Source organism: Novosphingobium sp., assembly GCF_027531025.1.
Classification (GTDB): Bacteria; Pseudomonadota; Alphaproteobacteria; order Sphingomonadales; family Sphingomonadaceae; genus Novosphingobium.
In genome coordinates this window covers 396,049-418,089 of sequence record NZ_JAPZQX010000002.1, presented here as the reverse complement: position 1 = coordinate 418,089, position 22,041 = coordinate 396,049, and the positions used below count along the sequence as shown (strand labels likewise).

Below are 22,041 nucleotides of genomic sequence, written 5' to 3'. Positions count from 1 at the left end.
GCTCACTCACCCAGCTTCCAGTCCCAGCCCAGCGGATCGCCGTCCATCACCTCGACGCCCTGTGCGGCGAGTTCGTCGCGCAGGCGGTCGGAGGTGGCGAAATCTTTGGCCGCGCGCGCTTCCTTGCGCTGGGTCAGGACGGCTTCGATCTCGGCTTCGGTGATGGTCGCCGCCTTGGGGCGGATGCGTAGGTCGGTCCTGCTCAGGTTGTCGAATTCAAAGCCCAGAACCGCGTCGAACTTTCGCAGCAGATCCAATCTGAAATCCGACGAGATTTTCTTGTCGGCCAGCAGCTCTTCGAAAACGGTCAAGGCCACCGCCGTATTCAAGTCTTCAGAGATTGTTCCGGCGAACGCAGTTTCATGGTTTGAAAGAATCTGCTCCATCGCTGTTGGCGACCCTGCGGTCTTAGGAGGGGTTTGGGCCAATCGCTCCCAGGCCATCACCATCCGCTTCAGCCGCACCAGCGCCGCCTGCAGCCCTTCCCAGCTGAATTCCAGTTCGCTGCGGTAATGGGCCTGAAGGCACATCAGACGATAGGCCAGCGGGTGATAGCCCTTGTCGATCAGCAGTTGCAGCCGCAGGAACTCGCCCGCGCTCTTGCTCATCTTGCCCGAACGCTCGACCAGGAAATTGTTGTGCATCCAGATGTTGGCGCCCGAATTGGCGGGAACATCGAGGCCATTGGTGCAGCAGAACGCCTGGTTCTGGGCAATCTCGTTCGGGTGGTGGATCTCGCGGTGGTCGATCCCGCCGGTGTGGATGTCGAACGGAAAACCCAGCACCTGCCCGGACATGACCGAGCATTCGAGGTGCCAGCCCGGCGCGCCCCTGCCCCAGGGCGAATCCCATTCCATCTGGCGCTTCTCGCCCGGCGGGGTCTTGCGCCAGATCGCGAAGTCGGCGGCGTTGCGCTTGCCCTCCACTTCGTCAATCCGGCCCTCACCTTCTTCGGTGACAGCGCGGGCGAGGCGGCCGTAGTCGGCCACGGTCGTAACGTCGAAGTAAAGCCCGCTATCCAGCTCGTAGCAGTGCTTGTCGGCAATCGACTTCGCAAAGTCGATCATCGCCGGGACATATTCGGTGGCGATGGTCCACTTGGCGGGCTGGCGGATGCCCAGCGCCTTCACGTCGGCCCAATAGGCTTCGGTATAGTGCTGCGCGATGTCCCAGATGGACTGGGCCCGTTCGGCCGCCATCTTTTCCATCTTGTCCTCGCCCGCGTCGGCATCGTCGGTCAGGTGGCCCACGTCGGTGATGTTGATCACGTGAGTCAGCTTGTAGCCCTTGAAGCTCAGCGTCCGACCCAGCACGTCGGCAAAGACATAGGCCCGCATGTTGCCGATGTGGGGATAGTTGTAGACCGTCGGGCCACAGGTATAGACGCGCGCCTCGCCGGGGTGGACGGGCTGGAACTCTTCCAGCTGGCGGGTCAGGCTGTTGAACAGCTTGAGGGGCGTCGTAGTCATGCGACGCCTTTGCCGTCCTCGTCGTCCCGGCGCAAGCCGGGACCGCTGGCAAGGCCAGGGCAAATCGGCCTGCGGTCCCGGATCAGGTCCGGGACGACGCTAGGCGAGCGAGGCGAACAGCAGGCCGACGCCCGCCATCACCACGGTCAGGCCGATCACTTCATGACGGCTCGCGGCCTTGCCGGTCAGCCTTCCGGCCAGCAGCGCGGCCAGCGGCATCTCGATCAGGCCCAGCGTGCGGACATTGGCGGCGGGTGTCAGGGCAAAGGCGGTGAACCAGCAGGCCGAGGCGAAGGCGCCGAGGAACCCGGCGCCCAGGCTGGTCCGCCAGACCTTGAGGCTGCCGGTAAAGGCCGCCCTGTCTCGCGCCACCAGCCACAGGCCCAGCAGGCCCGCCTGGATCGTCAGGCTGATCGCCAGCACGGTCAGCGCGCGGATCAGGAAATCGCCACCCTCCAGCGCCCCGATCCCGCCGCGAAAGGCGATGGCGGAAAGGCCGAACAGTCCGCCCGCGCCCACCCCGGCGGCGATCATCCGCCGTTCCTTCAGCAGGTTGCGATACTCGCCCGGCTTGACCGAGGCGACCAGAACCCCTGCTGTGACAACGCCGACCGCCGCCCAGGCTAGCGGGCTCAGGTGATCGCCCAGCAGGATCACCCCCAGCACGGCGACCAGCACCGGCTCGGTCTTGATATAGGCATAGGCCACGCCAAAGGCGCGCTGGTGCATCACCAGCAGCATCAGCGCCGTGCCGAGAATCTGGCAGACCGCGCCGAGCGCCGCCCAGCCCAGCGCCGGGGTGGTCAGGCCGGGCAACGGCTGATCGGTGATCGCCAGGCCCCCGGCCAGGAACAGCAGGGCAAAGGGCAGCCCGAAGACGAACCGCACCTGCGTCGCCCCCAGCATGCCGATGGTCTTGGTCAGCCCTGCCTGCGCACCGTTGCGAAAGACCTGTGCCGATGCCGCCGCCAGCGTCACCGGTACCCAGAGCAGGAGTGAAAGGCTCAGAAGCCCTCCCAGCGGATCACTTCGTCAAGCGGCGCGCGCGGTACGGGGAAATTGTTCACCGGCGCAGCCGGATCGCGCCAGCCCACACCCATACCACAGAAGAAGATGTGATCTTCCGGGATATCGACCACGCCGCGAATCTGTTCCTGGTAGATCGCCCAGGCTTCCTGCGGGCAGGAATCGAGCCCTTCCTCGCGCAGCAGCAGGCACACGGTCTGCAGCCACATGCCAATGTCCGACCACTGCGGCCGGCCCATGTAGCGCGGGGTGTGGATCAGCATCAGCACCGGCGCGCCAAAGGCCTGGAAGTTCTTCGCGAACCACATCAGCCGACCCATCTTGTCGTCACGCGGGATTTCCAGCGCGGCATACATGGCTTCGCCCACGCCCTTGCGGCGCTCGGCATAGTTTCCGTCAAGCTCGGGCGGGTAAATGTCGTACTCCGGCTTATGCCGCGCGGGTCCTTCGGGCAGGACCGCGGCGACATCGGCCAGCAGTTTCGCCAGCGGCTCACCCGTGATCACCGTCGCGTTCCACGGCTGGGTATTGCCACCCGAGGGCGATTGCTGCGCCTTTTCGAGCACGCGCCGCAGCACGGCCTGATCGACAGGCTTGTCCACAAAGGCCCGCACGGTGCGGCGGCTGGCGACGGCGTCAGAAACGTTCATGTCCGGAAGTCCTATTCAAAGCCCAGGAACTGGATCTTGCTCTCCAGCGGCTCACGCTTGCGGTCAAACGCGTTCACCGGGTCTTCCTCGTCACGATAGCCGATCGCGATACCGCAGAAGAAGATGTGGCTTTCATCCGAAACGCCCAGGAAATCCTTGATCAGCCGGGCATAGAGCGAGAGGAATTCCTGCGGGCAGGTATCCAGCCCCTGTTCGCGCAGCAGCAGCATGATCGACTGCAGCCACATGCCCACGTCAGACCACTGCGGCGGGCCCATCACCCGCGGGAAATAGACCATCAGCACGGCCGGGGCGCCGAACGAGACGATGTTCTGCGCCATGAAATCGCCACGCGCAGCCTTGTCGCCGCGCTCGATATTCATGGCGGCATACATGTCCGCGCCCACCTGGTGCAGGCGAGCCAGGCATTCCGGCAGGACTTCGGGATCGCTCCACGAATATTCCTTGGGATCCTGCGGCGGGGTAGCGCGCATCTTCTCCTGCAACTGGCGCAGCGGCTCACCAGTCAGGATCGCGCCTTCCCACGGCTGGAAATTGCAGCCCGACGGTGTCCAGCGGGCTGTATCCATGACCTGCTTGAGGACATCGAGGGGAACGGGCCTGTCGCTGAACGCCCGGATCGAGCGGCGGGACATGACGGCTTCGGTAACGGTGCTGGCTTTGCTCATACCGGTTTAATCGAACGATTAAACCGGGCGGTCAAGCCCGAAGATGACCCGGCGATGTGGACAGCGCGCCACCGCCCCGCGGCGACGCGCTGTCGTTGGCCGCTTTTGGCGCTCAGGGCGCGGGTGCAGGTGCCGGCTTTGGTGCAAGGGCTGCAGCGACATCGGCGGCACGCAGCGCACCCGGCCCGGGGCCCATATCCTCGTCATCGACCAGCTTCAGCTTCTTGGCCTCGCGGAACTCGGCCTCGGTCGCGGGGGCAAGATCGGGGCGGCCAACCATGATCCCCATCTTGATCCGGCACTTGGCGAACTGCGTTTCGTCGGCTTCAACCTCAAGCGCCAGTGCGTCCTTCGCCTCGCTTTTCACGGTGAACTCGTGCTTGCCGGGTTCCGTGACCATGATGAAATACTTGCCCGCGCCCAGCGAGCTGACCTTCTGGCCGTTCTCGTTGACCGAGCAGCCCACGGCAAAGCCCATGCCGCCCGGGCGGAAGAACACGATCTGGCCCTTGCCGGCCGGCGGTGCGGGCAAGGCGATCGGGGCGGCATCGTCGTCCTTCTTGTCCGCCGCCTGGGCCGGCATCGTGGCCAGGCTGGCAGCCAGGGCCAGGGGGAACAGGGCGGAAAGCTTAAGGGCCATCGGTTTTTCCTTCGGATGTTGATGGGGTTGGCGCCGCCTGTGGCGCCGGGGTTTCCTGCGCCTGGCGCGGAATGACGAACAGGGCCGCAACCCTGGCCTCGGCCAGGGTGCCCGGCGGTACCTCGATATGCTTGCCGCGAATGAACAGGGCGGGCAGCCCCACCGTCGCGCCCACGGCATAGCTCAGCGTCTGGTTATCCTTGCCCTTCCCGCCGACCTGCATGCTGCGCAGGCGGATCCGCTGACCAGCAAAGTCGAGATAGCGCGCAGCAAGCACCAGTTCGCCGCCCACGCCCAGCCCGGTCTTCTTGGCATGGACCACCTCGCCCATGCCGGAGGTTTCGGCCGGCACCACGACCCGGCCATCGAGCACTAGTGGTTCGGCCAGCGTGAGCGGGAACATCTCGCCAGAGGTGGACACCCGGCTGCCGAGCAAGGCGCCGATCTTCAGCACGACCGGGGTCAGGGCGGCAATGCAATCGGACTGTGCGGGACAGGCCTCGATGGGCTGGGCCGCGACGGACGGGACAGGTCCAACCGGCACCGTTGCGACGGGTTGTGCAACCGCAGCAACGCCGGTCAGCCACCAGGCCGAAACCACACCAAGAGTGCGAGATAAAAAGATTTTCATTGCCACCGCTGGCTGGCTTACCGCCTCAGCGCTGGCTGGCAAGGGCCTATCTGGAGTTGTCGACTATTCGTCCTCGAACAGCGCAGCCAATTGCTCGATCATCGTGCCGCCCAGTTGCTCGACATCCATGATCGTCACGGCGCGGCGATAATAGCGGGTCACGTCGTGGCCGATGCCGATGGCGACCAGCTGAACCGGGGACTGGCGCTCGATCCAGTCGATCACCTTCCTGAGGTGCTGTTCCAGATAGCCGGCGGTGTTCACGCTAAGGGTCGAATCGTCGACCGGCGCGCCGTCGGAAATGACCATCAGGATGCGGCGATCCTCGGGCCGGGCGAGCATCCGGGTATGGGCCCAGAGCAGCGCCTCGCCGTCGATGTTTTCCTTGAGCAGGCCTTCGCGCATCATCAGGCCGAGGTTGCGGCGGCTGCGGCGATAGGGCTCGTCGGCCTTCTTGTAGACGATGTGGCGCAGATCGTTGAGGCGGCCGGGCTGGGCCTGCTTGCCGCTGGCCAACCAGGCCTCGCGGCTCTGCCCACCCTTCCAGGCGCGGGTGGTGAAGCCGAGGATCTCGGTCTTGACCCCACAGCGCTCCAGCGTCCGCGCCAGCACGTCGGCGCTGATCGCGGCGATCGAGATCGGCCGGCCTCTCATGGATCCGGAATTGTCGATCAGCAGGGTGACGATGGTGTCCTTGAACTCGACATCGCGCTCGATCTTGTAGGACAGCGAGTGGCCGGGGCTGATCACCACGCGGGCCAGCCGCGCGGCATCGAGCATGCCCTCTTCCTGGTCGAAATCCCAAGAGCGGTTCTGCTGAGCCATCAGGCGCCGCTGCAGCCGGTTGGCCAGCTTGGTGACGATACCCTGGAGGCCCTTCAGCTGCGCGTCGAGATAGGCGCGCAGCCGGGTCAGTTCTTCCTCGTCGCACAGGTCCTGCGCGGCGACGACCTCGTCGAACTGCTCGGTGAAGACCTTGTAGTCGAAATTGGCGGGAATATCGGTCCACTGGCGGTTCGGGCGGACGGGGAGCATCCCCTCCTCGCCATCGTCACCGGCCTCGGCCTCGGCATTGTCGTCCTCGACCTGCTGCTCGACCTCGCCCTCGCCTTCCTCGTCGCCTTCGCTGGGTTCACCGGCCACTTCGCTGGGGGCCTGGTCTTCCTGCGATTCGCCGGCGTCGGGATTGTCCTCGCTGTCGTCCTCGCCCTCCTGGTCCTCGCCCTCTTCAGGCTCGGCTTCGGTCGGCTCGGAGCGGGTCAGCTCGAGGTGCTGGAGCATGTCGAGGCTCAGCGCCTGGAACGCCTTCTGATCGTCAAGCGACAGGGCCAGCGCCTTGAAATCGGTTCCGGCGCGCTCTTCGATCCAGCCGCGCAGCATGTCGGTGCCCTTGCGCGCGGCTTCCGGCACCGGCTGGCCGGTGAGGTGTTCGCGTAGCAGCAGCGAGAGCGCAACCGGCAGCGGCACCTCGTCGGGACTCGCGGCGCGGGCAATCGGATCGCCGGCAATCCGCACGGCCATCGCCGCATCGAGATTGTCGCGCATCCCGGCATAGGCCTTCGAGCCGAGGGCTTCGTAGCGCACCTGCTCCACCAGGTCATAGCAGGCCCGCGCCGAAGGTTCGCTGGGCGCGGCCTTGGCATGGAGCGCATCATTGTGGTGGCGCAGCCGCAGCGCCATCGAATCGGCATGGCCGCGCGCTTCCATCGCCTGGTCGCGCGGCAGGTTGCGGCCCGGCATCGGCACCCGCAGGTTCTTGCCGTTGGCCACGGCGACATCGGCCGTCCAGGCCACTTCCAGTTCCGGCTCGTGCGAAATCGCCCGGCTGGCGCCGGTCAACACGGAACGGAAGCGATCAAGGGGCGTTTCGTCGGCCATCGCTTATGCGCTCAGATCGACTGCCCGGTCTTGGCCCAGTCGGCCAGGAAGCCTTCGATGCCCTTCTCGGTCAGGATATGCTTGAACAGGCCCTTGATGACCGAGGGCGGCGCGGTCATCACGTCGGCGCCGATCTTGGCAGCTTCCAACACGTGGATGCCGTGACGGACCGAGGCGACGAGGATTTCCGTGGCAAAGCCGTAATTGTCGTAGATCAGACGAATGTCGCTGATCAGCGCCATGCCATCGAAGCCATTGTCATCGTGGCGGCCGACGAAGGGCGAGACGAAGGTCGCCCCGGCCTTGGCCGCCAGCAGCGCCTGGGCGGCCGAGAAGCACAGCGTGACGTTGACCATGGTGCCATCGTCGGTCAGCGCCTTGCAGGTCTTCAGGCCATCGATGGTCAGTGGCACCTTGATGCAGACGTTGTCGGCGATCTTGCGCAGCACTTCCGCCTCGCGCATCATCCCTTCGTGATCGAGCGCGACCACTTCCGCGCTGACCGGGCCGCTGGTGATCCCGCAGATCTCGCGGGTCACTTCCATGAAATCGCGGCCCGATTTCATGATCAGGCTGGGATTGGTGGTCACGCCATCGAGCAGGCCAGTGGCAGCCAGTTCCTTGATCTCGGCGATTTCGGCGGTGTCGGCAAAGAACTTCACGGGTCAGCGCTCCGGGGTTGATTCCCGGTTGCTATAGGGAAGCCCGCACCAACCCGCTAGATGGCCCGCTAGATGCCCCGCTAGACCACCTTGAGCGCCGCGGTCAGCAGCGGATCGCGCGTTGCCACCGGATCGGCCCGGATGGCGGCTTCCTCGACCCCGATCTCGCGCCAGATCGCACTGTCCACCTCGGCCGCAAAGCCGCGCGCCACCCGGTCGAGATCGACGCCAGTCAGCGCCGCCAGCACCTGCCCGATCAACGGCTCGCGCGCCACGCGCAGCGCCCCGCCCACTTCAGGCACCAGCGTTTCCACCAACCCATCGGCCATCGAGCGGCGCAGGAAATCGGTCGCCGCAGACGGCCCGCCGCGGACGAGATCAATCGCGTTCTCGATCCCGATCATCCGCACCGTATCGGCCACAATCGGGGCCACGCGATAGGAACCGCGCACGGCGATATCCGCGACGGCATCCTCCAGCCGGTCCTTGAACAGGCGCGAGGTGAGGATCCGTCCGAGCACATCGCCGCGCCGACCCAGGAAGCGGTCCAGCCCGATCCGCTCCACCGCCTGGTCCCAATAGCCGCCCGGCGCGGCCATGCGGGCAAAGGCCCGCTCGCTTGCCAGCACCAGCAGGCGGCGGATCGCCTCAGTATAGCTGATCTTGCCCATCGAACTGCAGCCCGGCAGCGCCAGCAGGGCCACGGCGGAAGAACCGGCCAGGAACGCGCGGCGGCTGGGCGCGAATGCGGAAATCGGGGTCATGATGCTCTCCTGCGATTGCGCGGCACTTGCCGCCACCCTCAGGCGGTCTCCATATAGCAGCCCAGATGAACCGCGTCCGACTCCTTGTTTTCAATCCCGTGCTGTCGGTGCTGGATTATCGGGTTCCACCCGGCATGGCGATCGAACTCGGCAGCCTGGTGATCGCTCCGCTGGGCCCGCGCCAGGTACTGGGGATCGTGTGGGAGCCGGAGCGGCTCGAAGGCACCGAAGTGCCCGAGGCCAAGCTGCGCCCCTTGCTGGAAGTGCTACCAGTGCCGCCGATTTCGGAAGCCCTGCGGCGGCTGATCGAGTGGACGGCGGACTATTACTGCGCCCCGCTCAATTCGGTGGCGCGGATGATGCTGGGATCGATGGCGGCGCTGCGCGGCGGCGGGACGACCACCGAATACCGCCTGTCGGGCCATGAACCCGCCCGGCTGACGCCGCAGCGCGCCGCCGCGCTCGATGCCTTGCAGGGTGAGCAGGCCTCGATCCGCGAACTGGCCGAACTGGCCAGCGTTTCCGAAGGCGTGCTGCGCGGGATGGTCAATGCCGGGATCCTCGAGCCGGTGACGGTCGACCTTGACCGCCGCTATCCCCGCGCCCGGCCCGACCACGCCCAGCCGGAGCTGTCCGAGGAGCAGCAGGCGGCGGCCGAAGAATTTGTCGCGGCGGTCGATGCCGGGCGGTTCCAGCCCTTCCTGCTCGATGGCGTCACCGGTTCGGGCAAGACCGAATGCTATTTCGAGGCGATTGCCGAAGCCGTGCGGCGCGGGCGGCAAGTGCTGGTGCTGCTGCCCGAAATCGCCCTGACCGAGAATTTCCTGCGCCGGTTCGAGGCCCGGTTCGGCGTGCCGCCGGTGCTGTGGCATTCCAACCTCAAGCAGAGCGAGCGGCGCCGCGCCTGGCGGGCAATCGTTTCGGGTGAGGCGCAGGTGGTGGTCGGCGCGCGCTCCGCGCTGTTCATGCCGTTCAAGCAACTCGGCCTGATCGTGGTCGACGAGGCGCACGAGGTCTCGTTCAAGCAGGACGATGGCGTGCGCTATAACGCGCGCGACGTGGCGGTGATCCGCGCCCGGTTCGAGGCCATCCCGGTGATCCTGGCCAGTGCGACCCCGGCGCTCGAATCGCTGCAACTGGCCGAGGCCGGGGTTTACCGGAAGATCGACCTGCCCAGCCGGTTCGGCGGGGCGACGCTGCCGCACATCGAGGTGGTCGACCTGCGCAAGGACGAGCCGCCGCGCCAACACTGGATCGCCCCCTCGCTGGTCAAGGCGCTGGAAGAGCGGCTGGGGCGCGGCGAACAGTCGCTGCTGTTCCTCAACCGGCGCGGCTATGCCCCGCTGACGCTGTGCCGCCATTGCGGCTATCGCTTCCAGTGCCCGAATTGTTCGGCCTGGCTGGTCGAGCATCGCCTGTCACGGCGGCTGGCCTGCCACCATTGCGGCCATGCCGCCGAAGTGCCCGAAGCCTGCCCCGAATGCCACACGCCCGATTGCCTGGTCGCCTGTGGTCCGGGCGTGGAACGCATCGCCGACGAGGTGACCGCGCTGTTCCCCGATGCCCGGATCGCCATCGCCACCTCGGACACGCTCAACAGCCCCGAAAAGATCGGCGATTTCGTCGCCCGGGCTGAAGGCGGGGCGATCGACGTGATCGTCGGCACCCAGCTGGTGACCAAGGGCTATCACTTCCCCGAACTGACGCTGGTCGGCGTGATCGATGCCGACATGGGGCTGGAGGGCGGCGATCTGCGCGCGGCGGAGCGGACCTACCAGCAGATAGCCCAGGTAGCCGGGCGCGCCGGGCGCGGGGTAAAACCCGGCGAAGTGCTGATCCAGACCCGCCATCCCGAAGCCGCCGTGATCGCCGCGCTCGCCGCTGGTGACCGCGACGCCTTCTATGCCGCCGAGGCCGAGGCGCGCCGCGATGCCGGCGCTCCGCCGTTCGGCCGCTGGGCCGCGATCATCGTTTCGAGCGAGGACGAAGCCGAAGCGCGCGAGGCCGCCCGCCAGATCGGCGGCGCGCGGCCAAGCCTTCCTGACGTCATGATCCTGGGCCCAGCCCCTGCCCCGTTGGCCCTGCTGCGCGGGCGCTATCGCTATCGCCTGCTGATCAATGCCCGCCGTTCGGCGCAATTGCAGGACATCATCCGGCAATGGCTGGGTGCGCTGACTTTCCCGCAAGGGGTGCGGGTCGCGGTCGATATCGATCCTTATTCCTTCGTATGACCGTTCTGGTTCCGATCCTGGGCGATCAGCTGTCGCACCGGCTGGCAAGCCTGCAGGGCTGCGATCCGGCCGATACGGTGGTGCTGATGATGGAAGTGGCCGAGGAAGCCACCCATGTGCGCCACCACCAGGCCAAGATCGCGCTGATCCTATCCGCCATGCGCCACTTCGCGGCGGAATTGCGCGCGGCGGGCTGGCGGGTGGACTATGTGTCGCTGACCGATCCGGACAATACCGGCAGCTTCACCGGCGAAGTGATCCGCGCGGCCCAGCGCCACGCCCCGCGCCTGATCCGCGTGGTCGAACCGGGCGACTGGCGGGTCGAGCAGGCCATGCTCGATTGGCAGACCTTTGTGGGCTGCCCGGTCGAGATCCTGCCCGACAGTCGCTTTCTTTGTTCGCGCGACGAATTCGCAGGCTGGGCAGCGGGGCGCAAGGAACTCCGCATGGAGTTCTTCTACCGCGAGATGCGGCGGCGTACGGGCATCCTGATGGATGGCAAGGAGCCGGTCGGCGGCAAGTGGAACTATGACGCCGAGAACCGCTCCGGCCCGCCGCCAGGGCTGAAAGGCCCGCCCCTGCCCCGCTTCGGCCCCGATGCGATCACGCGGGAAGTGCTGGAACTGATCGGGGACAGGTTCGGCCAGCACTTCGGATCGCTCGAGCGCTTCAACTGGCCGGTGACGGCGGCTGAGGCCGAGGTGGCGGCCGAAACTTTCCTGCGCCAACGCCTGCCTACCTTCGGCCAATGGCAGGATGCCATGGTGGCGGGGCAGGATTTCCTGTTTCATGCGGTCCTCTCCCCGGCGATCAACCTCGGCCTGCTCGATCCGGTCGACCTCTCGCGCCGCGCCGAAGCCGAATACCACGCCGGCCGCGCGCCGCTGGCGGCGGTCGAGGGTTTCATCCGGCAATTGATCGGCTGGCGGGAATACATCCGCGGGGTCTACTGGCTGGAAATGCCGGGGCTGGCCGAGGCCAATTTCCTGGAAGCCGAGCGCCCGCTGCCGGACTTCTACTGGACCGGCGAAACGCCGATGGCCTGCCTCGCCGATTGCGTGCGCACCACCCGCGACAATGCCTATGCCCACCACATCCAGCGACTGATGGTGCTGGGCAATTTCGCCCTGCTGGCCGGGATCCGGCCACAGGAGGTCGCCGACTGGTTCCTGGTGGTCTACGCCGATGCCTTCGACTGGGTCGAACTGCCCAATGTCGCCGGCATGGCGCTGTTTGCCGATGGCGGGCGGCTGGCTTCGAAGCCCTATGCCGCAAGCGGTGCCTATATCGACCGGATGAGTGGCTATTGTGGTACCTGCATCTATGACGTGAAGGTCAAGACAGGCCCCCGTGGGTGCCCCTTCAATGCGCTCTACTGGCACTTCCTCGCCCGCAACGAGGGCAAGCTCGCCCGCAACCCGCGCCTCGCCAATCCCTATGCCACCTGGCGGCGAATGACCGAAGCCAAGCGCAACGAATACCTTGCCAGCGCCGATGCCTTCCTCCAGCAATTGCAACCGGCCAGCGGCGGCTGGGCCCATGCTCATAAGACCACGCCAGATCGAGAGGATTCCCCATGCTGACTGTCCACCACCTGCGCATTTCCCAGTCCGAGCGGATCGTCTGGCTGTGCGAGGAGCTGGGGATCGAATACGACCTCAAACTCTATACCCGCCGCGAGGACAACCGGCTGGCGCCCGATGAATACAAGGCGCTGCACCCGATGGGGATCGCGCCGGTCATTACCGATGCCAAGGACGGGCAAAGTCTGGTGCTGGGCGAAAGCGGGGCGATCTGCGAATATATCGACCGCAAGTATGGCGGCTGCCGCCTGTCACCGGGGGTCGATGATCCGGACTTTGCCGATCACCTGTTCTGGTTCCACTTTTCCAACGCCACCTTCATGACCAATGGCATGATGGGGCTGGTGGCGCAGTCGCTGGGGGCGGCGACAGCTCCGCCCTTCGTGGCCGATCGCGTCGCCAAGGCCTGGGCGCTGACGAACGCGCGACTGGGTGAGGCGGAGTTCTTCGGCGGGCGCAACCTGACCCTGGCCGACATCATGATGGGCTTCAACCTGACGACCTCGCGCGCCTTTGGCGGCATGTCGCTCGATGCCTACCCCAATATCGCGGCCTATCTGCAGCGGATCGGTGAGCGCCCGGCCTATCAGCGGGCCATGAGCAAGTGCGAACCGGGCATGCCGCCGATGCTCAGCTAGTCCTGATCGCCGGGGCTGAGTGCCCCTTCCTTCTCCAGCAGCTGGCGCTTGATCGCCAGCCCATAGGCATAGCCGCCCAGGCCGCCGCCGCTGGCGATCACCCGGTGGCAAGGGATCAGCACGGCGACATTATTGGCCCCGTTGGCGCTGCCCGCCGCCCGGACCGCCTTCGGGCGCCCCACGGCGGCGGCAAGCTGGGCGTAGCTGCGCGTTTCGCCCGGCGGGATCCGGCGCAGTTCCTGCCAGACGGCTTCCTGGAAGGCGGTGCCCTTCACGTCGAGCGGGATATGGGCATAGTCGCCCGGCTGCTCGACCGCGGCGACCACCTGTTCAAGCAGCGCGGCGAAGTCGGCTCCGCCTTCGACCAGTTCGGCGTTCGGGAAGCGCGCTTCCAGCGCCGAGCGGTCCTCGTTGAACGACAGGCGGCAAACGCCCTTGTCGGTCGCGGCGACCAGCATCGGGCCAAGGCTGGTTGCCACCACGGCCCAGTGGATCGTGACGCCGCGGCCGCCATTGGCCCAGGCCGAAGGCGCCATACCCAGTCTCCCCTGATTGTTGTCATAGAACCGGCTGGGGGCCGAATAGCCCGCGGCATAGATCGCGTCGGTGACGCGGCGCTCGCCAGTCAGCGCCTCGGCCGCCCGCTCCTGCATCAGGGCGCGGGCATAGGCGGCCGGGGATAGCCCGGTGTGGCGGGTGAACACGCGCTGGAAGTGGCTGGGCGAATAGCCCGCCTCCGCCGCCAGCGCGGCCAAGGCCAGCGGTTGTTCGGCAGCCTTGATCGCGGCGATCGCGGCCAGCACGGCGCGCTCGTCGCGGCTGACATCGTCGGGCGAGCAGCGCTTGCATGGGCGCAGGCCCGCCGCCCGCGCCGCCGCGCTGTCGGCAAAGAAGCGCACGTTGCTCCGCGCCGGATGCCGCGCGGCGCAGCTCGGCCGACAATAGATTCGCGTGGTCAGCACACCGGTGACAAAGCGTCCGTCAAAGGCCCGGTCGCGCGCCAGCACGGCGGTCCAGCAATCATCGTCGTCGATGGTCATGCCGCGGCTCCGTGGCGATCGATCCGGGTCGAAAAGCAGCCACGGGTCGCATTGTGGGCATGGATATAGGCTGTCGCGGGATTGGCAAGCAGCTGGCGGATCCCGCCATCGGCCTCACCGGGCTGGGTCAGCCGCGCGTCGATCATCATGCCCTGCTCGTCAAAGGCCCGCAGCGACAGGATGCGGGGGACGAAGACGGGCGGCACCGCATCGACATAGCTGGCGGCCGGACCGGCGGCTTCCCGCACGAAGATCGCATGGCTCGCGCGGTAGGGATTCGCCACGTCGTGGCTGACATGGTTCACCAGGATCAGTGTTTCGCCGGGTTCGGCATCGACCAGGGTGATCCGGCAGGGTGCGCTCTGCGGGCGGCTGGCGGTCATCCGCACGGCATTGTGGCGCGCCAGTTCGGCGTCGCTCGCGCCGATCAGGTGGCTGAAGGCCGCGCGCGGCAGGCCGGTGATGCGATAGGTCATGGGGATACTCCGTTGTTGCGGAGCCCGACCTAGAACGGCCCTGACGGATTCGCGTCCCGCGCCTTGCGGTCAAAACCCGGTGTCAGCCGCCCAGCGCCCGGAACAGCATCAGGGTCCGCTCTTTGGCCAGGTCCGCGCTTTCCGGGTGCCAGTCCTTGCGCCGGTCCGAATTGAAGCCATGCCCGGCCTCGTAGACGAAGACCTGCGCGGTGGGGTGCTGCTTCTCGATCAGCTTTTCGACCGGGGCGAAGTCGACCAGGTTGTCATAGCGGCCGAAGTGACAGATCGCGGCGCATTGCGGCGCCTCGTCGGCAAAGCGCGTGGCGATATAGCCACCATAATAGCATGAGGCGCCGTCAAGGTTCGGGCTGATCTGCGCCATCCGCCAGGCGACCGAGCCGCCGAAGCAATAGCCGACAATGAACACCGGATGGCCCTTCGCGGCCAGCCAGTCGATGCAGACCTGCGTATCCTTCAGGCCCTGGTCCCAGTCATGCTCGGTTCGGGCAATCTGGATCGCGCGTTCCCAATCGCTGCCGGTATAGCCCAGCGCGCAGCCCGGCTGCTCGCGGTCGAACAGGCCGGGGCTGAGCACTTCATAGCCGTCTTCGGCATATTCGTCGCACAGTTCGCGGATGTGGTCGGTCACCCCGAAGATTTCCTGGACCAGCACCAGCCCGCCCCGGCGCTCACCGCTGGGCATGGCATGATAGACCGGCATCTGATGCCCGTCCGACATGGTGATCGTGATCGTTTCGCCCATCCTTTTATGCCTCTCCCGGTCTGGTGCCCGATTAGAACCTAGCCCCACCTTGCATCGCAGCACAATCGCCGCTATGCGCGCCCCCGTCTGAGGGGCGGTGGCTCGTTTTTCGTGTCCTGTCCGCCCCATCAATGCACCCGATGCAAGGAACTTGAGCGCGTGGAGAATTCCGGCGGCATTACGGCCAGCTTGCAGGGGCGATACGCCTCTGCGCTTTATGATCTGGCCAGCGAATCCAAGGCGGTCACGGCGGTCGAGGGCGATCTCGACAAGCTGGGCCAGGCGATCCTCGGCAATGCCGATCTGGCCGCGCTGATTCGCAATCCGCAGATCGGCCGCGATGCTGCCGCTGCCGCGATGGGCGAAGTCGGCAAGCTGCTCGGCCTTTCGCCCCTGACGCAGAATTTCGTCGGCGTGCTGGCGGCCAACCGCCGCCTGGCCAAGCTGCCCGAAATCGTCCGCGCCTTTGCCACCATCGCTGCCGCCGCCCGCGGCGAAGTGACGGCCGAGGTGACCAGTGCTCACCCGCTGACCGATGCCCAGGTCAAGGAACTCGCCGCCAAGCTCAAGGCACGCGAGGGCAAGGACGTGAAGATCAAGGCGAATGTCGACCCCGAAGTACTCGGGGGTCTGGTGGTCCGGATCGGCTCCACCCAGATCGACAGTTCGATCCGCACCCGTTTGAACACGCTCGCGCAAGCGATGAAAGGCTGAACCATGGATATCCGCGCCGCAGAAATCTCGAAGGTCATCAAGGACCAGATCGCCAGCTTCGGCACCAAGGCCCAGGTCTCGGAAGTCGGCACCGTGCTGTCCGTCGGTGACGGCATCGCCCGCATCCACGGCCTCGACAAGGTCCAGGCCGGTGAAATGGTCGAATTCGCCAACGGCGTGAAGGGCATGGCCCTGAACCTCGAAGCCGACAACGTCGGCGTCGTGATCTTCGGCTCGGACGCCGAGATCAAGGAAGGCGACACCGTCAAGCGCACCGAAACCATCGTGGACGTCCCCGTCGGCAAGGGCCTGCTCGGCCGCGTCGTCGATGCGCTGGGCAACCCGATCGACGGCAAGGGCCCGATCGCGGCCGCCAGCCGCCAGCGCGTGGAAGTCAAGGCTCCCGGCATCATCCCGCGCCAGTCGGTGAACGAACCGGTTCAGACCGGCCTCAAGGCGATCGACGCCCTGGTTCCCGTCGGCCGCGGCCAGCGCGAACTGATCATTGGTGACCGCCAGACCGGCAAGACCGCCGTCGCGATCGACACCTTCATCAACCAAAAGGGCGTCAACGCCGGCACCGACGAATCGAAGAAGCTTTACTGCATCTACGTCGCCGTCGGTCAGAAGCGTTCGACCGTGGCGCAGATCGTGCGCCAGCTCGAAGAAAACGGCGCGATGGAATACTCGATCGTCGTCGCCGCGACCGCTTCGGAACCGGCCCCGCTGCAGTATCTGGCGCCCTACACCGGCGCGACCATGGGCGAATACTTCCGTGACAACGGCATGCACGCCGTGATCGTGTATGACGACCTTTCGAAGCAGGCCGTCGCCTATCGCCAGATGTCGCTGCTGCTGCGCCGCCCGCCGGGGCGCGAAGCCTATCCGGGCGACGTGTTCTATCTCCACAGCCGCCTGCTCGAGCGTGCGGCCAAGATGAACGACAGCCTCGGCGGTGGTTCGCTGACCGCGCTGCCGATCATCGAAACCCAGGCGGGCGACGTGTCGGCATACATTCCGACCAACGTGATCTCGATCACCGACGGCCAGATCTTCCTCGAAACCGGCCTGTTCTACCAGGGCGTTCGTCCGGCGATCAACGTCGGTCTGTCGGTCAGCCGCGTCGGCGGCGCCGCCCAGACCAAGGCGATGAAGAAGGTGGCCGGCTCGATCAAGCTGGAGCTGGCGCAATACCGCGAAATGGCGGCCTTCGCCCAGTTCGGTTCGGACCTCGACGCTTCGACCCAGAAGCTGCTCAACCGCGGTGCGCGCCTGACCGAGCTGCTCAAGCAGCCGCAGTTCAGCCCGCTGCCCTTTGAAGAGCAGACCGTGTCGATCTATGCCGGCACCAACGGCTACCTCGACAACATCCCCACCTCGGACGTGACCCGCTATGAAGCCGAAATGCTCAGCTTCATGCGCGACAAGCACGCCGACGTGCTGGCCGAAATCCGCACCAGCCAGAAGTTCGAAGGCGAAGTGGCGGACAAGACCAAGGCCGCGCTCGACGCTTTCGCGAAGCAGTTCGCCTGATCCGATTGAAAGGGTAAGGCTTCATGGCCTCGCTTAAGGAACTCAAAGGTCGGATCAACTCGGTCAAGTCGACCCAGAAGATCACCAAGGCCAAGCAGATGGTCGCGGCCGCGAAGCTGCGCAAGGCGCAGACCGCGGCCGAAGCCGCGCGTCCCTATGCCGCGCGCCTCGCCACGGTGATGGGCTCGCTCGCCAGCAAGATCTCGGTCAGCGAACACTCGCCGAAGCTTCTCGCCGGCACTGGCAAGGACCAGGTCCATCTGCTGGTTGTCGCCAACAGCGACAAGGGCCTGTGCGGCGCGTTCAACTCGAACATTGTCAAGGCGGCGCTGGTCAAGGCCCGCGCGCTTGAGGCCGAGGGCAAGACCGTGCTGTTCTACCTCGTCGGCCGCAAGGGCCGCGCGGTGATCCGCCGGAACTATCCCAAGGCCGTGCTGGCCATGTTCGACACCACCGAAGTGCGCGAACCGGGCTTTGCCGAAGCCGAGAAGATCGCTGCCGAGCTGGTCGCACTCTACGACGAAGGCAAGTTTGACGTCGCCCACCTGTTCTATGCCAAGTTCAAGTCGGCGCTCCAGCAGGACCCGACCGAACAGCAGATCATTCCGGTGCCCGCCCCCACTGCCGCCGCCGCCAACGACAGCGGCGCCGTGGTGGAATACGAACCGGAAGAGGAAGCGATCCTGGCCGCGCTGCTGCCGCGTTACCTCAAGACCCAGCTGTTCGGCGCATTGCTGGAAAACCAGGCTTCTGAACAGGGCGCCTCGATGACCGCGATGGACAACGCGACGCGCAACGCGGGCGAGCTGATCCAGAAGCTGACCATCCAGTACAACCGCAGCCGCCAGGCCGCGATCACCACCGAACTGATTGAAATCATTGCTGGCGCGGAAGCGCTGTAAGTTAGCAGAGGCAAGGAAAAGACCATGGCCACCGCCGCTCCCAAGACCCGCAAGAAGGCCGCTCCGGCCGCCGCCAACACCGCTGGCGGCAAGATCAGCCAGGTTATCGGCGCCGTCGTCGACGTGACCTTCGACGGCGAGCTGCCGGCGATCCTCTCGGCGCTGGAAACCGACAACAACGGCACCCGCCTGGTGCTCGAAGTTGCCCAGCACCTGGGTGAGAACACTGTCCGCACCATCGCGATGGACTCGACCGACGGCCTGACCCGCGGCCAGCCCGTCACCGCCACCGGCGCGCAGATCTCGGTGCCGGTCGGCCCGCAGACCCTGGGTCGCATTCTCAACGTCGTCGGCGATCCCATCGACGAGCGCGGCCCGGTCAACACCGACATGCGCGCCCCGATCCACGCCAAGGCTCCGGAATTCGTCGAGCAGTCGACCGAAGCCGCGATTCTCGTGACCGGCATCAAGGTGATCGACCTCCTCGCGCCTTACGCCAAGGGCGGCAAGATCGGCCTGTTCGGCGGCGCGGGCGTCGGCAAGACCGTGCTGATCCAGGAACTGATCAACAACATCGCCAAGGGACACGGCGGCGTGTCGGTCTTCGCGGGCGTCGGTGAACGCACCCGCGAAGGTAACGACCTCTACCACGAATTCCTCGACGCCGGCGTTATCGCCAAGGACGCCGATGGCAATGCCACGCCGGAAGGTTCGAAGGTGGCGCTCGTGTTCGGCCAGATGAACGAGCCCCCGGGCGCCCGCGCCCGCGTCGCGCTCTCGGGCCTGACCATGGCCGAATACTTCCGCGACCAGGAAGGCCAGGACGTGCTGTTCTTCGTCGACAACATCTTCCGCTTCACCCAGGCGGGTTCGGAAGTGTCGGCGCTGCTCGGCCGTATTCCTTCGGCGGTGGGCTATCAGCCGACCCTGGCGACCGACATGGGCGCCCTGCAGGAGCGCATCACCTCGACCACCAAGGGTTCGATCACCTCGGTCCAGGCGATCTACGTGCCCGCGGACGACCTTACCGACCCCGCGCCGGCCACCTCGTTCGCTCACCTTGACGCCACGACCACCCTGTCGCGCGCGATCTCGGAACTGGGCATCTACCCGGCCGTTGACCCGCTCGACTCGACCAGCCGCGTGCTGACCCCGGCCGTTGTCGGCCAGGAGCACTACGACGTGGCCCGCCGCGTTCAGGAAACGCTGCAGAAGTACAAGTCGCTGCAGGACATCATCGCGATCCTCGGCATGGACGAACTGTCGGAAGAAGATAAGCTGACTGTTGCCCGCGCCCGCAAGATCCAGCGCTTCCTGTCGCAGCCGTTCCACGTCGCCGAAGTCTTCACCAACATCCCGGGCAAGTTCGTCCAGGTCGAAGACACCGTGCGTTCGTTCAAGGCCGTGGTGGACGGCGAGTACGACCACCTGCCCGAAGCCGCCTTCTACATGGTCGGCGGGATCGACGAAGCGGTCGAAAAGGCCAAGAAGCTGGCCGAGGACGCCTAAGCTCATGGCCCTGCACTTCGAACTCGTCACGCCGGCCCGGCTCGTTCGTTCGGAAGACGTCCACATGGTGGTCGTCCCCGGCGAGGAAGGCGAGTTCGGCGTGCTTGAAGGCCACGCGCCCTTCATGTCGACCGTCCGCGACGGCGCCATCCTGGTCTACAAGACCGAAGGCGCCGCCCCGGAAGCGATCCAGGTCCAGGGCGGCTTCGCCGAAGTCGGTGCCAATGGCCTGACCGTGCTGGCGGAACACGTCGAAGGCTGAAGCCTTCGCGGCCTGACCGAACAAGCGAAAGGGCGGCCCCACGGGTCGCCCTTTCTCGTTCAGGCGTGGCGAAACGCCGCTGCCGAGGCCAGCCGCTCGTCCGCCTCAACGCAGATCCGGCGCAGCACTTCGCTCGCACCCGGCACGTCGCGGATCAGGCCGACCGCCTCGCCCACGGTGACATTGGCTCCGGCAAAGTCCCCGGCCGCCACTGCCGCATCGAAGGCGGCGCGGGCGGCGGCGGGATCGGCGCGCAGTTCGGCCTCGCGCCCTTCCCATTCGCGGTGGAGCGCGTTGCGCAGGGCGCGGAAATCGTACTCGGCGGGCCAGTCCTTGCGGCGCAGCACGTCGAAGATCGGGCTGCGGGCCGTGGCATCGCCATCGGCGGCGACTGCCTGGGCCTTGGCGGCAGCGGCCGGTAGCGCCTCGGCACTGGCCCAGAGCCGCGAGCCGATCAGCGCCCCGTCCGCCCCCAGCATCAGCAAGGCGGCAAGGCCGCGCCCATCCGCGATGCCCCCGGCGCCCAGCAGCAGCACCTGCGGCGCGTTGACCGCCAGCCAGTCCGCCACCTCGGGCACGAAGACCATGGTCGATCGCGCGGTGGCAGCGGCAGCGCCATGTCCGCCTGCCGCACCGCCCTGGGCCACGATCAGCGCGGCTCCAGCCTCGACCGCCTGCGGGACCTGGTCAAGCCGCTGGACCTGGCAGACCAGCCGGGCGCCGCTGGCCGCGATCCGCGCGGCATAGGGGCGCGGATCGCCGAACGAGAGGAACACCGCCTTGGGCGCCAGCGGCTGGTCCAGCACCCAATCGAGCGCAGAGGCATCCTGATCAAGCTTCCAGGTGATGAAGCCGCAGCCGACCCGCTGCGCCGCAGCCGTATTGGCCAGCCGCTGGGTGGCCAGGCCCCATTCGCGCCGGGTCCAGTCGAGCTCGCCATAACCGCCGCCGACCAGCCCGAAGGCGCCTGCCTCGGCACAGGCGGCGGCGAGTTCTCCCCCGCCGGCGAGCGCCATCGGCGCGAGCATGATCGGCAGATCGAGCCCCCATTCGCGGGTCAGTCGGGTCTCGATTGCCATGTCAAATCTGCGCCGTGCCGTTGATCACGGTCACGCACTGGCCACCGATGTGGATATCGACACCCTCGAACCGCACGTCGATCCAGCCATCGCGGCCGACCTGGCGGCCCTGGCTGGCGCGGTACGAATCGCCATCGCCCACCTGCCCCGCCGCCAACCGGAATGCTGCCGCCGCGCCATTGCCGCTGCCGCAAACCGGATCTTCCGGAATGCCGTCGCCGGGGGCAAAGCTGCGCACCACCACCCGCTCGCCCTCGGCAGCATAAAGCGTCGCACCGGTCATGCCCTTGGGCACATAGAAGGCGGCCAGCCGGGCCTCGTCGTGGGCCAGGTTCTCCAGCGCATCGATCCCGTCCACTTCGGCCACCAGCCAGACCGGCCCCACATCGACTGCCTGGGCCGCACCCTTCACCGGCGCATTGATCCAGGCGGTCGCCTCCGGATCGGTCAGCTCGGTCAGGGCATAGCGCGGCAAGCGGAACGAGAGGCGATCGGCACCTACCGTCAGATCGACCAGCCCGACCTTGCATTCCTGCACCAGGCGGCCAGCGCGCGGGGTCGCCAGCCCTGCCTCGATCACCGCATGGGCCGTGCCCAGCGTGGGATGCCCGGCAAAGGGCAGCTCGGTCTTGGGCGTGAAGATCCGCACCCGGTAATCGGCCCCGGCCTGCGTCGGCGGCAGGACAAAGGTGGTTTCCGACAGGTTCGTCCAGGCGGCCATGGCCTGCATCTGGGCATCGCTCAGCCCTTCGCCGTCCAGCACCACGGCCACGGGATTGCCCATCAGCGGGATAGCGGTGAACACGTCAACCTGGGCAAAACGGCGGGAAACAGTCATCGAATCGATACTCCGGGCACAAATCACCGCTTGCATAGATCGCAAAAATGCAATATTCAAATCT

At 66.4% G+C, this 22,041-nt stretch carries 22 protein-coding genes; 8 read left to right on the top strand and 14 right to left on the bottom strand.

The window, feature by feature from the left end; all coding sequences use genetic code 11:
- Positions 1-2: 2 nt before the first annotated feature.
- From cysS to O9281_RS02555, 9 genes are all read right to left on the bottom strand, one after another.
- Positions 3-1,469 carry a cysteine--tRNA ligase gene (gene cysS, locus O9281_RS02595; RefSeq protein ID WP_298182423.1) on the bottom strand — a complete coding sequence of 489 codons (1,467 nt, stop codon included), beginning with the start codon at positions 1,467-1,469 and terminating at the stop codon, positions 3-5.
- Positions 1,470-1,568: 99 nt separating this feature from the next.
- Positions 1,569-2,447: a DMT family transporter gene (locus O9281_RS02590; RefSeq protein ID WP_298182421.1), complete on the bottom strand. Its 879-nt coding sequence runs from the start codon at positions 2,445-2,447 to the stop codon at positions 1,569-1,571.
- A 26-nt stretch (positions 2,448-2,473) separates the two neighbouring features.
- Positions 2,474-3,145 carry a nitroreductase gene (locus O9281_RS02585; protein WP_298182419.1) on the bottom strand — a complete coding sequence of 224 codons (672 nt, stop codon included), beginning with the start codon at positions 3,143-3,145 and terminating at the stop codon, positions 2,474-2,476.
- Positions 3,146-3,156: 11 nt separating this feature from the next.
- A complete protein-coding gene (locus O9281_RS02580; protein WP_298182416.1) occupies positions 3,157-3,834 on the bottom strand; it encodes a nitroreductase in 678 nt (225 codons plus the stop codon).
- A 112-nt stretch (positions 3,835-3,946) separates the two neighbouring features.
- On the bottom strand, positions 3,947-4,474 hold the full coding sequence (locus O9281_RS02575; RefSeq protein WP_298182414.1) for a DUF2846 domain-containing protein: 528 nt from the start codon (positions 4,472-4,474) through the stop codon (positions 3,947-3,949).
- The gene (locus O9281_RS02570; protein ID WP_298182412.1) at positions 4,464-5,111 is read right to left on the bottom strand and encodes a hypothetical protein; all 648 of its coding nucleotides are present in this window, start codon (positions 5,109-5,111) and stop codon (positions 4,464-4,466) included. The genes O9281_RS02575 and O9281_RS02570 overlap by 11 nt, the downstream gene beginning before the upstream one ends.
- Before the next feature lie 57 nt (positions 5,112-5,168).
- A complete protein-coding gene (cobT, locus tag O9281_RS02565) occupies positions 5,169-6,983 on the bottom strand; it encodes a cobaltochelatase subunit CobT (RefSeq protein ID WP_298182410.1) in 1,815 nt (604 codons plus the stop codon).
- Between the two features lie 11 nt (positions 6,984-6,994).
- Entirely contained in the window at positions 6,995-7,645 is a 651-nt protein-coding gene (fsa, locus tag O9281_RS02560; protein ID WP_298182408.1) for a fructose-6-phosphate aldolase, read from the bottom strand.
- An 80-nt stretch (positions 7,646-7,725) separates the two neighbouring features.
- Complete coding sequence (locus O9281_RS02555; protein WP_298182406.1) at positions 7,726-8,409, bottom strand: DUF4197 domain-containing protein; 684 nt, start codon at positions 8,407-8,409, stop codon at positions 7,726-7,728.
- Positions 8,410-8,474: 65 nt separating this feature from the next.
- Between O9281_RS02555 and O9281_RS02550 the strand changes: the two genes are divergently transcribed.
- The 3 genes from O9281_RS02550 to O9281_RS02540 are packed head-to-tail and all read left to right on the top strand — an operon-like array spanning position 8,475 to position 12,861.
- The gene (locus O9281_RS02550) at positions 8,475-10,640 is read left to right on the top strand and encodes a primosomal protein N' (RefSeq protein WP_298182404.1); all 2,166 of its coding nucleotides are present in this window, start codon (positions 8,475-8,477) and stop codon (positions 10,638-10,640) included.
- Positions 10,637-12,223, top strand: coding sequence for a cryptochrome/photolyase family protein (locus O9281_RS02545; RefSeq protein WP_298182403.1), 1,587 nt, complete (start codon positions 10,637-10,639; stop codon positions 12,221-12,223). Before O9281_RS02550 ends, O9281_RS02545 begins: the two co-directional genes overlap by 4 nt.
- Positions 12,217-12,861 carry a glutathione S-transferase family protein gene (locus O9281_RS02540; protein ID WP_298182401.1) on the top strand — a complete coding sequence of 215 codons (645 nt, stop codon included), beginning with the start codon at positions 12,217-12,219 and terminating at the stop codon, positions 12,859-12,861. The genes O9281_RS02545 and O9281_RS02540 overlap by 7 nt, the downstream gene beginning before the upstream one ends.
- Here the strand turns inward: O9281_RS02540 and O9281_RS02535 are convergent.
- From O9281_RS02535 to O9281_RS02525, 3 genes are all read right to left on the bottom strand, one after another.
- Complete coding sequence (locus tag O9281_RS02535) at positions 12,858-13,901, bottom strand: bifunctional transcriptional activator/DNA repair enzyme AdaA (RefSeq protein WP_298182399.1); 1,044 nt, start codon at positions 13,899-13,901, stop codon at positions 12,858-12,860. The genes O9281_RS02540 and O9281_RS02535 overlap by 4 nt on opposite strands.
- Positions 13,898-14,377 carry a DUF1203 domain-containing protein gene (locus O9281_RS02530; protein ID WP_298182397.1) on the bottom strand — a complete coding sequence of 160 codons (480 nt, stop codon included), beginning with the start codon at positions 14,375-14,377 and terminating at the stop codon, positions 13,898-13,900. The genes O9281_RS02535 and O9281_RS02530 overlap by 4 nt, the downstream gene beginning before the upstream one ends.
- A gap of 82 nt (positions 14,378-14,459) precedes the next feature.
- Positions 14,460-15,140, bottom strand: coding sequence for a dienelactone hydrolase family protein (locus O9281_RS02525; RefSeq protein WP_298182395.1), 681 nt, complete (start codon positions 15,138-15,140; stop codon positions 14,460-14,462).
- Positions 15,141-15,299: 159 nt separating this feature from the next.
- Here O9281_RS02525 and O9281_RS02520 point away from each other — a divergent pair, with 159 nt between their 5' ends.
- From O9281_RS02520 to O9281_RS02500, 5 genes are read left to right on the top strand one after another with little or no spacing between them, the layout of a single operon-like run.
- Positions 15,300-15,854 (top strand): F0F1 ATP synthase subunit delta, encoded by a 555-nt coding sequence (locus O9281_RS02520; protein ID WP_298182393.1) that lies wholly within the window; start codon positions 15,300-15,302, stop codon positions 15,852-15,854.
- Positions 15,855-15,857: 3 nt separating this feature from the next.
- On the top strand, positions 15,858-17,387 hold the full coding sequence (gene atpA / locus O9281_RS02515) for a F0F1 ATP synthase subunit alpha (protein ID WP_298182391.1): 1,530 nt from the start codon (positions 15,858-15,860) through the stop codon (positions 17,385-17,387).
- Positions 17,388-17,410: 23 nt separating this feature from the next.
- Positions 17,411-18,289, top strand: coding sequence for a F0F1 ATP synthase subunit gamma (locus tag O9281_RS02510; protein WP_298182390.1), 879 nt, complete (start codon positions 17,411-17,413; stop codon positions 18,287-18,289).
- Positions 18,290-18,313: 24 nt separating this feature from the next.
- Entirely contained in the window at positions 18,314-19,798 is a 1,485-nt protein-coding gene (gene atpD / locus O9281_RS02505) for a F0F1 ATP synthase subunit beta (protein WP_298182388.1), read from the top strand.
- 4 nt (positions 19,799-19,802) lie between these two features.
- Positions 19,803-20,060, top strand: a complete 258-nt coding sequence (locus tag O9281_RS02500; RefSeq protein WP_298182386.1) for an ATP synthase F1 subunit epsilon — start codon at positions 19,803-19,805, stop codon at positions 20,058-20,060.
- A gap of 59 nt (positions 20,061-20,119) precedes the next feature.
- Here O9281_RS02500 and O9281_RS02495 read toward each other — a convergent pair whose 3' ends face one another.
- Together O9281_RS02495 and O9281_RS02490 are read right to left on the bottom strand one after the other, a co-directional pair.
- A complete protein-coding gene (locus O9281_RS02495; RefSeq protein ID WP_298182384.1) occupies positions 20,120-21,139 on the bottom strand; it encodes a nitronate monooxygenase in 1,020 nt (339 codons plus the stop codon).
- Between the two features lies 1 nt (position 21,140).
- Complete coding sequence (locus tag O9281_RS02490) at positions 21,141-21,977, bottom strand: PhzF family phenazine biosynthesis protein (RefSeq protein ID WP_298182382.1); 837 nt, start codon at positions 21,975-21,977, stop codon at positions 21,141-21,143.
- Positions 21,978-22,041 lie beyond the last annotated feature (64 nt).

Excerpts from the sequence above, each read along its gene's own strand:
- cysS (WP_298182423.1), bottom strand. The coding sequence starts at position 1,469 with ATGACTACGACGCCCCTCAAGCTGTTCAACAGCCTGACCCGCCAGCTG.
- O9281_RS02585 (WP_298182419.1), bottom strand. The coding sequence starts at position 3,145 with ATGAACGTTTCTGACGCCGTCGCCAGCCGCCGCACCGTGCGGGCCTTT.
- O9281_RS02580 (WP_298182416.1), bottom strand. The coding sequence starts at position 3,834 with ATGAGCAAAGCCAGCACCGTTACCGAAGCCGTCATGTCCCGCCGCTCG.
- O9281_RS02575 (WP_298182414.1), bottom strand. The coding sequence starts at position 4,474 with ATGGCCCTTAAGCTTTCCGCCCTGTTCCCCCTGGCCCTGGCTGCCAGC.
- cobT (WP_298182410.1), bottom strand. The coding sequence starts at position 6,983 with ATGGCCGACGAAACGCCCCTTGATCGCTTCCGTTCCGTGTTGACCGGC.
- O9281_RS02555 (WP_298182406.1), bottom strand. The coding sequence starts at position 8,409 with ATGACCCCGATTTCCGCATTCGCGCCCAGCCGCCGCGCGTTCCTGGCC.
- O9281_RS02550 (WP_298182404.1), top strand. The coding sequence starts at position 8,475 with ATGAACCGCGTCCGACTCCTTGTTTTCAATCCCGTGCTGTCGGTGCTG.
- O9281_RS02545 (WP_298182403.1), top strand. The coding sequence starts at position 10,637 with ATGACCGTTCTGGTTCCGATCCTGGGCGATCAGCTGTCGCACCGGCTG.
- O9281_RS02540 (WP_298182401.1), top strand. The coding sequence starts at position 12,217 with ATGCTGACTGTCCACCACCTGCGCATTTCCCAGTCCGAGCGGATCGTC.
- O9281_RS02535 (WP_298182399.1), bottom strand. The coding sequence starts at position 13,901 with ATGACCATCGACGACGATGATTGCTGGACCGCCGTGCTGGCGCGCGAC.
- O9281_RS02530 (WP_298182397.1), bottom strand. The coding sequence starts at position 14,377 with ATGACCTATCGCATCACCGGCCTGCCGCGCGCGGCCTTCAGCCACCTG.
- O9281_RS02525 (WP_298182395.1), bottom strand. The coding sequence starts at position 15,140 with ATGGGCGAAACGATCACGATCACCATGTCGGACGGGCATCAGATGCCG.
- atpA (WP_298182391.1), top strand. The coding sequence starts at position 15,858 with ATGGATATCCGCGCCGCAGAAATCTCGAAGGTCATCAAGGACCAGATC.
- O9281_RS02510 (WP_298182390.1), top strand. The coding sequence starts at position 17,411 with ATGGCCTCGCTTAAGGAACTCAAAGGTCGGATCAACTCGGTCAAGTCG.
- atpD (WP_298182388.1), top strand. The coding sequence starts at position 18,314 with ATGGCCACCGCCGCTCCCAAGACCCGCAAGAAGGCCGCTCCGGCCGCC.
- O9281_RS02500 (WP_298182386.1), top strand. The coding sequence starts at position 19,803 with ATGGCCCTGCACTTCGAACTCGTCACGCCGGCCCGGCTCGTTCGTTCG.
- O9281_RS02495 (WP_298182384.1), bottom strand. The coding sequence starts at position 21,139 with ATGGCAATCGAGACCCGACTGACCCGCGAATGGGGGCTCGATCTGCCG.
- O9281_RS02490 (WP_298182382.1), bottom strand. The coding sequence starts at position 21,977 with ATGACTGTTTCCCGCCGTTTTGCCCAGGTTGACGTGTTCACCGCTATC.